Origin of the sequence: Legionella beliardensis (assembly GCF_900452395.1) — a bacterium.
Taxonomy (GTDB): Bacteria; Pseudomonadota; Gammaproteobacteria; order Legionellales; family Legionellaceae; genus Legionella_C; species Legionella_C beliardensis.
In genome coordinates this window covers 39453-52430 of record NZ_UGNV01000001.1, presented here as the reverse complement: position 1 = coordinate 52430, position 12978 = coordinate 39453, and the positions used below count along the sequence as shown (strand labels likewise).

Below are 12978 nucleotides of genomic sequence, written 5' to 3'. Positions count from 1 at the left end.
ACCTACAAGTCTATGTAGATAATATTTTGAACTTACCTAGTTATACAATAATTAAGGTGACGGGAAAAATCGGGTTCCCTAAAGGGTATCTAAAAAGATAAGAAAGAAATTTGAATTTTGATAAAAGCCATACTAAATATGGCTCCCCGGGACGGGCTCGAACCGCCGACCTAATGATTAAAAGTTATAAAATTAGGGCTTTTAATGACTTTTACCAACTTTTAAATTATCCCAATACCCCTTTGTTTATAAGGCCTATCGGCTTTTTTTATAGCACAATTACTTTTATTATGTTTTAATCATTCCTTCGACACATATTCGACACGTTTGAATAAGAGAGAAAATGAAAATAACAAAATCAGCTGTTGATAAACTACCTTTGCCTGTTTCAACAACTCAGGGAAGAACGGCACAAAAACGCTATTATGATGATGCTATGAAGGGATTTGGTATCAGAGTTACCTCCGGTGGAACTAAGGCTTTTTTTGTTGAAAAACTGATAAAGAATAAACTGTCTCGCATTACATTAGGTCGTTATCCTGAGCTGACAGTAGAAATGGCAAGAAAAGAAGCTCAAAAGCTGCTCGGGCAAATTGCGACTGGAATAGATCCAATTGCCGAAAAACGCGCTGAAAAAATGCGCCAAATCACATTAAATGATGTGTTTAATGATTACATTCAAGTTCGCAAATCTCTAAAACACAATACCCTTTATAATTACAAAAAGGTATTAGCCACAGGATTTTCAGGCTGGATTAATAAACCCTTTCTTGCCATCACCAAAGATAACGTTGCAAAGCATCATAAAAAATTAGGGCAAGTACATGGCGAGGCTTATGCCAATTTAGCCATGCGTCTACTGCGTGCCCTATTTAATTTTGCAGCCGGTCAATATGAGGATACACAAGGTAAATCATTGATTACCGAAAACCCGGTAAAACGTCTATCCCAAACCAGAGCCTGGTATCGGGTTGAGCGTCGCCAAAGTTTTATTAAAGCTCATGAATTGGCGGCTTGGTACCTTGGCGTACAACAACTACAAAATGAAGTTTTACGAGATTACTTATTGTTAATAATACTAACAGGATTGCGCCGTCAGGAAGCAGCCACGTTACGCTGGGATCAAGTTGATCTCAACGCTAAAACATTAACCATACTTGATACTAAAAACCACGAATCTCATACCCTTCCTCTTTCTACTTACCTCTATGAGCTGCTATTATCACGCAGCCAAAAGAGGATTAATGAGTATGTTTTCCCCGGCACAGGAGCCGCAGGTCATATTATTGAGCCACGTAAACAAATGGCTAATGTAACCAAGCTCTCAGGGATTCATTTTACGGTTCATGATTTAAGGCGAACGTTTATTACCATTGCTGAGGGGCTGGATATCTCAGCTTATGCTTTAAAACGTTTGATGAACCATAAAATGAACGGCGATATCACTGCTGGATATATCGTGACCGATGTTGAGCGGTTAAGAAAACCAATGCAACAAATTACAGATTATTTTTTAAAGTGCATGGGTGTCCAACCATCCGCAACACTAATAGCAATCCAACCACAAGGAGCAGTTCATGAGTAAAGAAATTAAAGTTCAAAATGACGAATTACGTTTAAATCAAGATTACAAACATTTCTTAACCGATATCAAAACACGATTACAAACAGCTCAAATTCGTGCAGCACTGGCTGCGAATAGTGAGCTGATCAAATTCTATTGGGAGCTTGGTACTGATTTAATCGAGAAACAAAAAAGCCATCAATGGGGGTCGCATTTTCTTGAGCAATTCTCGCATGATATGCGACAAGCATTCCCTGAAATGCAAGGTTTTTCTAAAAGAAACCTTGAATACATGCGACGATTTGCCCAACTTTATCCATATATTGAATTTACGAAACAGCCCGTTTCGCAATTGCCTTGGGGACATATTGTGCGTTTAATGCAGATGGTTAAAGAAGAACCTAAGCGGGAATGGTATGCTGAACAAACTATAAAAAATGGTTGGTCACGAACCGTTCTTGAAATGCAGATCGAAAGTGGATTGTATGAGCGCCAAGCCATAGCCAGCAATAAAACCTCCAATTACCACAAGCATTTACCAGAATTACAATCTGGTTTAGCTAATGAAATATTAAAAGATCCCTATAATTTTGATTTTCTGACTATTCAAGGCAAAGCTCATGAACGCGATATTGAAAATGCTTTAATTACCCATATTCGTGATTTTCTTATTGAGCTCGGCCAAGGTTTCGCCTTTGTTGGTTCTCAAGTCCCTCTAACTTTTGATGATCAAGAGTTTTTTGTTGACCTACTGTTTTACCACCTCGAATTACGAGCATTTGTTGTCATCGAATTGAAAAATACAAAATTTAAACCGGAACATACAGGGCAATTGGGTTTTTATCTTGCAGCTGTTGATGATCAATTACGAAAGCCTGGCGATAACCAAACGATTGGAATCTTGCTATGCAAATCAAAAAATAAGGTTATAGCTGAATACGCACTGCGAAACATTAGTGCTCCAATAGGTGTTTCAGAATATACCTTATCAAAATCAATTCCCACTGATTTGAAAGGCAGCTTACCAACAGTTGAAGAAATTGAAGCTGAGTTAAATGAATCTGCGAAAGAAGATTAATTCGTAATCAATAGGTCTGCGGCTCGATTCTACTCAACAACATATTAAAATCAACAAATTACGAATTTTGATTTTGGGCGCATTCTAGCTCCAAATGTGCCTGTTAGAGTTTATCAAGATGTGTCGAAGAATGAGATGTACAAATTTTGCAAGTTGGAGCTTAATTCAACAGAGGTTATTTAATTGATTGTTTTGAGTGTTAATTCGTAAATAATTTATTTTCTTGCTATTGAATCTTATCAATTATCCAATCATCAAATGCTTTTTGAATTTTAATTTTCCAGATAGGAGATATGCCAGATATTAACTGAGTTAGATTGTAGCAATATGAATCATTTACAACTTCTTGTAATCCGACCACCCAAACTGAGTTGAAATCTATTTTTGGTAATTTACTAGCCAAACGATTAGGGCACCAACTATCTCCTCTTCTATTCAAGAAGACCATGAGTGTTTTTCCAGCAGCATAGGCCTTGTCGCCTTTATTTTGCTTTTTATGGATTAGTTCTAAAATCAACTCTTCTGTATTTTTATCACTTCGGCTGTGCTGCGTAGCCATAACCTGCTCCAAGCGACAAGCTATTTGCGTCTTTGTGTTATATAAAATTCCATCTGAACCAGTAGGGTCTGTGCAAATTTTTATATCCTCGGACATAGCTTCGTGATTTAAAACTGCCGCTAATAACCAACAGCCAAGAAGCTCCCTTGATCTAAGGTTCCCAAATTTTTTTAATTCACGACCCGTTTCAAGATGTCGGCCATTCAAAATAAATGGTTCAAGCTCTTCAAGACAGAGCTTTAAAGATTTACATGTAATAACTTCTAGCTTCATTGCTCTCCCAAGTTATTTTCGACTGTAAAAGAAAATATGCTCTTTAAGTATAGTGCTCGTATCTAGGCGAATCTGTAATAAGTGAATTAATATGGACAACGCCTAAACAGCAAATGTAGCCTGCAGTGAAATGAAGCGAAACCGAGGTTGCGGCCTTTCCGGCCTGAACCCAGGCTACAATGGTTCCTTTAATCCTTTGACAAGTCTTTCCCATCGCATTGGCAGCAGCCTCGGAAATACGTTCCCTCTATTTCTTGATCAGCAGAATAATAGTGTCCACAATACTCACATTGATATATTCCACTAAATATTTCATGACAACTTTGGCATTCAAAATGATCATTTTTATTCATCACGTTAGTTTGTTCACACTCTGAACAGCAAATTTCAATATTCTGATCGTCTGCGCTCATTCCATTGCTCCTTCTAAATACTTTCCGCTTCTATGCGTTTGTTTCAGTATAGGCATTATAGACCAAAACATAATTACGATTGTCTTAATAAATCTATTTAGCCTGATACCGTCACGTATTGCTAACTCTCTGGAACAACTGGTACACCTGAGACAGTCGCATGTGTATTAGGCTAAGAACCTCATACATCAAAAAAATCACTATGGGACACGATGTATCTTGAGTGCAACGAAGTGAAATCAAGGAATTAAAATTGAATGTTAAAGTTTCAGTCTAAGTTTTTATATTTATGTGGGACAAAAGGGACAAGCGGTACACTCGCATAACCACAGGCTAAAAGCTGTCCCATTTTAAGAAATATCAATTGGGACAAATGGGACAATTTACATCAATAAAAAAATTTTCATTATCAAATAAGTCCATTTGTTATCACCGTCATGAAAGTGCTTGACGAGCTTTTAAGTTTCACGCAATACTCACTTCGAGCTTTAAACTTTTATAGGTTAACGGTTCTATAAAAGTAATGGAAAAAGAATTATCACCGACTTTTTCCCGCAAGGGAACCCGGCCGGACAGTCAACTGATATTCGTAAAGTAGGATGCAATACCGTCGGCATTAAGCTGAATGAATAATCAATTGCTGAGGTTTTCTATGAATCAAAAAGTATCACGTTTACAACTCTTAAATGAATTTGAGTCTGCACCACGTTCTGCCCTGTTTAATCAACAACGTTAGCGGCTGTTTTAAGTTGTTCTACTCAACTTTTAGAACGAAATCGTTGGGCAGGCACCGGTATTCCTTATCTTAAAATTGGTCGCAAGGTTTTATATCGCAAAAGTGATGTTTTAGCATTTCTAGAGCAGCAACGAGTCTATTGTTCAACTAGTGATGAAGGGCGAAGCCTATCCTTAGTCAACGAATAAGTTCAATCAACATAGATTTCGGTTCAAGAAAGGAATGATTTCTATTACAGAACTTAAGCCTTTCCTGAACGCTGTTTGGAGAAAGCGTCATGACTCAAAATCAAATTATTAATATCAAAAATAAAGCGGGTAATTTCCCTGTCATTTATGAATATGCAGGTGGTTGTTTTAAGTTAACAGAGAAAGGCATTTCTTTTCTTGGCAAAGATAAAGATGGTAACCCAATGGCACCACGCTGGATTTGTTCACCTCTTTATGTCATTGCTAAAACCCGAGATGCTAAAAGTGGTGATTGGGGCCGCTTATTGGAATGGCAATTGGAATGGCAAGATGACGACGGTGTGATACACCAATGGGCCATGCCAATATCGCTACTGCAAGGTGATTCTTCTGAAGTGAGACGCGAGCTAGCTAACCTTGGCTTATCTATTTCACCGAGTAAAATTGCGCGAGATTTACTGGCTATCTATTTACAAGTGTGTCCTGTTGAAGCAAGAGCGCGCTGTGTAGATAAACTAGGCTGGTATGGTGAAACGTTTATCACTGCATCACAAACAATAGGTAATTCGTCAGAAAGAATTGTTTTTCAAAATAATAATGCAATTGAGTCGGCACTGTCAGTATCAGGTACTGTTGAAGATTGGCGAGATTCTATCGGTGCGTTATCTGCTAGAAATTCACGACTAGTTTTTGCTATTAGCACTGCCTTTGCACCAACCTTAGCAACGATTGCTGGTGAAGATTCTGGCGGCTTTCATTTTAGAGGTGCTTCATCTTGCGGCAAAAGTACGGTTTTAAAAGTGGCTGCTTCAGTTTGGGGTAATCCGCAAGCTTATTGTCGCTTATGGCGAAGTACAGCAAATGGGCTTGAGGGGTTAGCTGCACTACATATGATGGGCTACTAATTTTAGATGAGCTCAGTCAGATGGATCCTAGAGAAGCAGGAGAAGCTACTTATTTGCTTGCTAATGGTCAAGGAAAAACACGCGCTAATCGTCAAGGAATGGCCAAACCCGTTTCTCAATGGACATTGCTTTTTCTTTCTGCTGGTGAAGAATCGCTCATGTCTTTGATGGCAAGAATTGGGCAGCGAACGAATGTCGGGCAGGAAATTCGATTAGCGGATATTGAGGCAGACGCTGGCTTTCATATGGGTATTTACGAATGTATTCATAATCAGCTTAGCCCTGTTACCATGGCTTTGTCTTTAAAAGAGTATGCTAGCCAGTACTATGGTGCTGTTGGTATGGAATGGTTAAGAAAAGTAGTAGCTAATCGGCAAACGATTGCAAGTACCATAACAAATAAATTAGCGGAATTTACTAGCAGTGTTGCTATGCCTGGCTCAACTGGCCAAATTATGAGAGTAGCTCGGCGTTTTGCGCTCGTTGCTGTTGCAGGTGAATTAGCAACTCAATATGGACTGACAGGCTGGGAAGAAGGGCAATCATTCTATGCGGTCCAAGTCTGCTTTAGAGCTTGGTTAGATGCGTTTGGCAGAGAAGGTAACCGAGAAGATAGGGCCATACTCGCGCAAGTCAGATCTTTTTTTGAATCCCACGGTGCTAGTCGCTTTGATAATGTTAGAACGCCAAATAATGAGCATTTGCATAATCGAGCAGGATTTTATGCAACTGACGATGAAGGGTATCGTGTTTATATGGTTTTGACGGAAGTCTTTAAAAAAGAGTTATGCCTTGGCTTTGACCCTAAAATGGTTATTCAGGTATTGCTAAATGAAGGCTGGTTAAGATTATCGCCTGATGGATTACCTACTCATAAACCTAGGATTAGAGGGGTAGGTACACCAAGAGTCTATAAATTCACTGATAAAATCTAGGGTGGTGAGTAAATTGGTCATTAAAATTGTCCCATAAATTTTAACGCTTGGGACAATTTGGGACAGCGTGAATCCAGTACTAATGCGCTGTCCCAAGTGTCCCAGTTGTCCCAGCCAATTTTACATCTTTAAGATACAACCATAACGTGTTACGCGATTTTATTCCCATCTCATCTTGTAGCAACAAGTAAGTTTTATAGTTACCATACTCAGTCAGCAAGCTTGTATACATTTGCTGCGCATACAAATAACGCCAGCTTTTAGCGCTGGATAGGCGATGTTTGGCTAAAGCACTACGCCATCTTAAGCGGATTTCTTCATAAGGAATGATGTTTATAAGATTATCAAGTCTGCCAAGTAACTGGTTAAAAAAATTTAACAGGGAACGTTGAGTTATTGTTCGAATAGGGATGGTTCGATCTCTGGAATTAAAAGCAATGTCTCTAGTAATCCAGAGTTGATTATCTTGTATATGAATGGCAGGTTTTAGAGTAATGGCTTCACGAAAGGTTAAACCAAATTCTACTTGCAACGCCATAATGATTCGAGCGTATGGATCGGTAATTGATTGCCAAATATCTGCTTTAACAATTAACTTGCGCTTTTTGCGTTTAATAGGACGTATTAAGTTAAGCGCTTTGTTATCAATATTGCCAACAGGAGACTCGCACATGGTCAAGAAACGACGAATGATGGTCATATAGCGCATGATTGTAACCGGATTAATCTTGCGCTTTTTCCAATAAGAAACTAGTTCGGTAATCTGTTGCGTGTTTAGAGCTTGCCAAGAAGGTGGTACTTGCCGAATAGCAAATAAATCATCAATCATTTTATGAATGACATAAGCACGATGCTTGCGATAAAGGTATTTACCTTGTCTATCTAATTTAATTTGTTGATTAGCGAATTGTCTCAATGACTGGGTACGCATAGTTCACCTGCAAAAGGACTTTATCAATAGTGTTTGCCCTGAGCGCTGTTTAGTGTTGGTCGAGCAGCTCACTTCGCTAGTGAAACTTGGCATAGCCGTAAAGCTCGAAGTAGGGGGCAAAGCAATCGTTATAAGGCAAACGATATGGCCATAGATAATTTTCTTTTCTGTGATTTCCTCATTAATGTAAGTAAAAAGATTAGATAAAACGAAAGTGCTTTATCCGCCATCCATTTCATAGTGAACAATGAATTAGCTCTATCGAACGACAGAGTTCCTTTAAGGCTTCCCGACTAAACGTCCAACCATGAAGTTAGGGAATAAGCATGGTTTTAGTATAAGACGCTTAAGCGTTTCACCGGATTTCCACCGGCTCATCAGTCATACTTCATTTAGAAAATTAACAAAGTGAAGATCTTGGTGCAAGAGGTTTGGTAGGGATTTTTTGTCCTATCTTATTTGGTGCGTTAGGACAGAGGCCATTTTGGATAGGTGTTATCTAACTAGATTAGTTGAGAAATCCTGCGTCACTGCATATAAATTGCAGTGACGCAGAGCGTGATAAAATAACATCAAATCAAATCTAAATTAAAAGGGAACATTTATGAATGCTGCACAAAAATAATGTTGTAGATGGCCGTTGCTATAATTGACAAGTATCTTTGTTATGAAAGTATACAACTGCATCAGAGTGACTTATTAAGTTACGTTAAACAGAATTCAAATCCAAAAAATTAATGGGAAAAACCTCAATAATGCTTTTATTTCTGACAATAGTGTAATCAAAGGTTATCATCAACTTTTTCTTAAGCTCTAATTGCATTAACTTAGCAGATATTCCTGAATAATTATCATATTGTTCCAAAACTTCAGGTAAAATAAAAAGAATATTTGGATTAGCATGGGATGGCTTAGTAATTATTAGCTCCTGTGAATCTAGAGCGAATTTTCTATTTCCAGACTCTATACGCTTTTTAAGCCATTTTAAAAATTTGGGAACATGTTTCTTAACCTTTTTAGTTTTTTTTGAATTTTTTTTATGATTAGTTGAAATAAATTCAGAATGGTGGGAACTATATTTTTTATTTTCTTTCATATTACTTATCCTAAAAAAATTAAAAAATAGGCTGGTTGGTATTTCCAGTTGATTTATTATCAACAGCAGCTAATATTTTTAATTCATGCTTTACTTTCCGCGATAATGTTAAAATCAATCTTAGTTCTTTTTTTCTGGTTTAGGTAAATCCCTTTCCATATCTCATACTCCTAATTATTTACAAATGTATTCTGGTTCATTAAAGAAGGTGCATTACATCATTGATTAACATTAGATAGTAGAAGATAATCTTCGCGACTTTATATATATTAAAATATTTATGTATTTTTTATATGATAAAAAAATTGTGTAAATAGTTTGCAGGATAGGATAATGATGGATATAGATGATATACAAGGTTTAGTTAAAGTTTGCTGGGATGATGTACGTGACCGTGTTGCAAAAATTGAACCGTTGTTTACAAAACATGTTGATAATTTATCTCCCGATAAATCATTTCCAATCTATTTAGCTTACTATCCTTATGGAGCTATAGAAGCTGATACACAAAGTTCGCTCTTTCCTAAACAAGATGGTAGTTTTTATCGATTAACAGATAGTGATGTCCCTAAAGATATATATAAAAATCTTAGCTATAGTATAAACAATGCACCACTCGGCATGGTACTTGACAAGCAATTAGAACTCTTCATTGATCTTAAAAAGGAAGGAATTACGATACCTTGGCTTGTTTATACACCAGGCATGTTTTTTCCTTTTTCTGCAATCCTTAGTATCAAATATCATCGTACATATGCACCAAATGGTATTTTATCTTCTACAGCAGGCGCGCGCTCTGTCTTTATGTTGCCTAATATTGGCTCAACAAGTCATCACTCTACTCTTCAACGAGATTTAAATATAAAAAGTTCTACGCCTAAATCACTTTATGATCATTGGCATATATTTAAGGAAATTACGGCAAAATCTAATTGGCGCTGTTGCGTTATGTATTTTTCTGAAAAATGGGTAACAAAATTACACGCCGAAAGTTCATGGATAACGTTAAAAAATTATTTACATGAACTTGCATGGAAGCATTATGAATATGAAAGAAACCGCGTCTATTACGATATGACATTCTCCATGATTCAAAAAAAGAGAAATTTAAAACCAAATCCTTATTTGGCTGATACCGCAAGACATCTTTTTGCAACTGCAATTGGCGCAGCCCCTGGCTTTGTTCCTGCGCTAAATGAAGACGCTCTTCCTTTAGGAGATATTCAAAATGCTTATACAGGGTCCTATGGTTTGAAGAAATATTTTCCTACAGTCATGCGGCCCTCTCATTTCATATTTGAAAAAGATAAATTGCCAATATACTACTCGCTGCAAAATCCTTCTACACATATTTTTTCACCTAAATCTCGCGAAGTAACTAATATGCTTCTGGAGCTGCGTGAACTAGAAAATATTATGCGTATTTTTTCTGAGGAATTATCAAAAGATAAGGCTAAATGCAGCGACACGATTTTAGGAGAAATCGCAAAGCATGTTGAATTTACCTATTATCACTGCAAGCCAGATAGATATGGCGTTGTCCGCATGACAGATGAGATTATTAAAATAGACAAACGATTTACGTCTATTCCTAAAAAATACAAAAAGCCGGGCGCGGAATTTTCAAGTGACGCACCATTCTTGCGTGGATGCGTGAGCATTAATCGAAAATAGTCTCAGGGAGGTGAGTTGATCACTCGCCTTTCTGTCTATCGCAATACAAGGACGGATTTGTTTGTATCTCTTGAGAGAGATATACAGAAAATTAAACACACCACGCCGATAATGAGACTTAAATACCACATTGAGTTACTTCCAATTTTGACATACATGAATCCGCCAATTGTTGGACCAACAACCGTACTAATTGCATAGGTTGACTGGAACATTCCCATACTCTGCCCTTTTTTTAATTTGTTGCCATTTTCATAACACAATAACTGTACTGTTGGAATAAACAACATTTCTCCTGTCGTCCAAATGAAGCAGGATATCATGGCCAATGCAAAGGTTGACGAAAGGGTTAAAATAAACATCCCTAAGCCCATTAAAAATGCGCCTAAACCCATAATCAAAACAGTATTAAAATGACCATAGTAATTTGATAGTGGCGTCTGAAATAAAACAATGATGATGGTATCTAAGATAAATAAAATACTTACTGCTTTTGTAGCTAGATCAGGGAAGGCATCTTTTACATATACAGGATAAGTGGAGCCCAGTTGAGCAATAATCATTCCCACAAAAAAAGTCGCTAGTAATGCTAAGGCTAAAATTTTTTTTTTTGGAATGTTTGAATTCAAACCATTTTGAAATTTTCCCTGAGAGCCATCTTTTGGTGATTGCATGAATGATTTATGAAAGAAAATCAGATAAATTGCTGAAAAAATTAATATTGAACTTGCCAAATAAAAAATACTTGTATAGCCATATGAGGCCATCAAGCCCACAACAATTCCTGAAATACCTAATCCTAAATTTGAAGCTGCATGTGAAATATTAATTGCTTTAAGACGTATTCGTTTCTCTTCATAACAATGACTCAACATCGATACATTATTTGCTGTTTTAAAACTATAATTTGAAAATCCTAATATAAATAATATTGTAATTAACCACTCAAAGGTATGAAACCAAGCGAGAGAAAAGAAAGCGACGCATTGTAAAATCAAACTGAGTATGGTTAATTTTCTTGGTAAGTATCTATCACATGATTTACCAGATACAATTCCACCAACTACTGTCCCTATTCCATAGCTAGACATAAGTAATCCAACTATTATCATATTAAAATGCAATTCATCTACAAAATATAACGATAGAAAAAAACAAACACCAACTGACATTGCATTTAATAAATTAAAAAAAATATCTATCCAGCATGCGCTTGGAACACCTCGGTAATTAGAATAATAGGTTTGTCCTACTGATTTGAATAATTTAATCATGACTTTCCTTAGTATTTTTTATTTCTTACAGAGTTATATTTAATCTTCTTACAAATTCATAATCGCACTCAGTTTTGCCAGCTGGTTTTATATACAATGTACAGGTAGATGAAAGAATAGCATCGGGTAATTGCTGTAATGGTATTGTCAATACATTTGGCTTAAGTCCTGGATATTGTGCAGCCTCATAGACAATAACATCGTGATAGGAAGGATAAAATTCTGTGAGATATGCGCGTAAGTGATGTAACCCTACAGTATCTTTAGGCTTCTCGTGATCTTGAATTCCTATTACATCAGGCTGCCACAAAATAAGATGGCTATTAGGGTCAAATTTTCGGCGATGTAAAAGAAAATCCGTTGCTTCAAATGACTGACACCCACATGTTCCAGGGTCAATTAATAAATCTGCAAATAAACAATCTTCTGCAGAAATACCAGGCAGTATTTTTGCATCATATCCTTGCGCGATAGCAATTAGGACTGCATCTAATGCAGGCTTAGCAAATACAGTCGGATGCCCATATAATGCTACGCAAATGTGTTTTGAATCAATCAAATGAGAAAGTATATAGTCAGTGATAGCCGTGTAAGAATCTAGTCTTTGAGGATGTTTGAAATATAGATCATCAAGGGACTCACTGTTTTTATTAGCTTGATTAATCCATTGCTTAAGCGCAGGATCATTTACTAAATATAATACCTTATCCGACTTTTCAATATATACTTTTGCTTCTAATGTCATTTGAGATAAAAATTTAATACCAGTACCTACCACCGTTAGTGATGATTTTTTCATAAAATAAACAAAGCATCTTTAACAATGAAAAATAGTATTCTTATTAGCAAGCCTTTCCTCATCACCTAGCAATGCTTTAAGAACGGTTTGATTATTAGAATAATATGCATTTTGTACATCTAAAGATTGATTTTTTAAAATCTCATTGATGTCAATATCATAATCAGTTTTTGTGGCTAGAGACTCAAGCCAAGCTATATTGTGCATTACTAAACTCCAGTGCAATATTTAATCATTATTTATATTGGGACAAATTATACAGATATATCTTTTTAAATACACTTCTGCGGAGGATAAAAATACTAAAAGATAAGGTTCCTGGAGCGCTTACGATGATATATCTGTTAGCTTATTTGAGGCCATAAAAGAATACTGTCGAGAAAAGTTTTCTTAGAAAGATCCATCAAACTTCGACACATATTCGACACGTAAAATTTAAAACTTGAAGGTATTTTCATAGAAGCCATATGAGATATGGCTCCCCGGGACGGGCTCGAACCGCCGACCTAATGATTAACAGTCATCCGCTCTACCGACTGAGCTACCGGGGAAT

10 protein-coding genes, 1 tRNA gene and 2 pseudogenes are annotated in these 12978 nt (G+C 36.6%); 5 read left to right on the top strand and 8 right to left on the bottom strand.

The features are described 5' to 3' along the window. The first annotated feature begins 343 nt into the window (after positions 1-343). Positions 344-1585 carry a tyrosine-type recombinase/integrase gene (locus tag DYE47_RS00200; RefSeq protein WP_115301339.1) on the top strand — a complete coding sequence of 414 codons (1242 nt, stop codon included), beginning with the start codon at positions 344-346 and terminating at the stop codon, positions 1583-1585. Then, a complete protein-coding gene (locus DYE47_RS00195) occupies positions 1578-2642 on the top strand; it encodes a PDDEXK nuclease domain-containing protein (protein ID WP_115301338.1) in 1065 nt (354 codons plus the stop codon). The genes DYE47_RS00200 and DYE47_RS00195 overlap by 8 nt, the downstream gene beginning before the upstream one ends. Before the next feature lie 226 nt (positions 2643-2868). Here DYE47_RS00195 and DYE47_RS00190 read toward each other — a convergent pair whose 3' ends face one another. After that, positions 2869-3474 carry a hypothetical protein gene (locus DYE47_RS00190; protein WP_115301337.1) on the bottom strand — a complete coding sequence of 202 codons (606 nt, stop codon included), beginning with the start codon at positions 3472-3474 and terminating at the stop codon, positions 2869-2871. A gap of 188 nt (positions 3475-3662) precedes the next feature. Continuing rightward, positions 3663-3887 carry a hypothetical protein gene (locus DYE47_RS15915; protein ID WP_131750078.1) on the bottom strand — a complete coding sequence of 75 codons (225 nt, stop codon included), beginning with the start codon at positions 3885-3887 and terminating at the stop codon, positions 3663-3665. A gap of 652 nt (positions 3888-4539) precedes the next feature. Here DYE47_RS15915 and DYE47_RS16315 point away from each other — a divergent pair. Continuing rightward, positions 4540-4811 (top strand): annotated as a pseudogene (locus DYE47_RS16315) (helix-turn-helix domain-containing protein). A gap of 89 nt (positions 4812-4900) precedes the next feature. Next, a pseudogene (locus DYE47_RS00180) lies at positions 4901-6651 on the top strand (DUF927 domain-containing protein). 79 nt (positions 6652-6730) lie between these two features. On the opposite strand, the gene DYE47_RS00175 reads toward DYE47_RS00180, so the two are convergent. Then, positions 6731-7582, bottom strand: coding sequence for an integrase (locus tag DYE47_RS00175; RefSeq protein ID WP_115301336.1), 852 nt, complete (start codon positions 7580-7582; stop codon positions 6731-6733). A gap of 709 nt (positions 7583-8291) precedes the next feature. Beyond that, positions 8292-8678 carry a hypothetical protein gene (locus DYE47_RS00170; RefSeq protein ID WP_115301335.1) on the bottom strand — a complete coding sequence of 129 codons (387 nt, stop codon included), beginning with the start codon at positions 8676-8678 and terminating at the stop codon, positions 8292-8294. Positions 8679-9011: 333 nt separating this feature from the next. Between DYE47_RS00170 and DYE47_RS00165 the strand changes: the two genes are divergently transcribed. Next, positions 9012-10352, top strand: coding sequence for a hypothetical protein (locus tag DYE47_RS00165; protein ID WP_115301334.1), 1341 nt, complete (start codon positions 9012-9014; stop codon positions 10350-10352). Positions 10353-10387: 35 nt separating this feature from the next. Here DYE47_RS00165 and DYE47_RS00160 read toward each other — a convergent pair whose 3' ends face one another. The 4 genes from DYE47_RS00160 to DYE47_RS00145 form a co-directional block, all read right to left on the bottom strand. Beyond that, a complete protein-coding gene (locus DYE47_RS00160) occupies positions 10388-11626 on the bottom strand; it encodes an MFS transporter (RefSeq protein ID WP_115301333.1) in 1239 nt (412 codons plus the stop codon). Positions 11627-11651: 25 nt separating this feature from the next. Beyond that, a complete protein-coding gene (locus DYE47_RS00155) occupies positions 11652-12425 on the bottom strand; it encodes an SAM-dependent methyltransferase (RefSeq protein WP_115301332.1) in 774 nt (257 codons plus the stop codon). An 18-nt stretch (positions 12426-12443) separates the two neighbouring features. Further along, positions 12444-12632 (bottom strand): hypothetical protein, encoded by a 189-nt coding sequence (locus DYE47_RS00150; RefSeq protein WP_115301331.1) that lies wholly within the window; start codon positions 12630-12632, stop codon positions 12444-12446. 268 nt (positions 12633-12900) lie between these two features. Continuing rightward, positions 12901-12976 (bottom strand) — tRNA-Asn (locus DYE47_RS00145). Between the last annotated feature and the right edge of the window lie 2 nt (positions 12977-12978).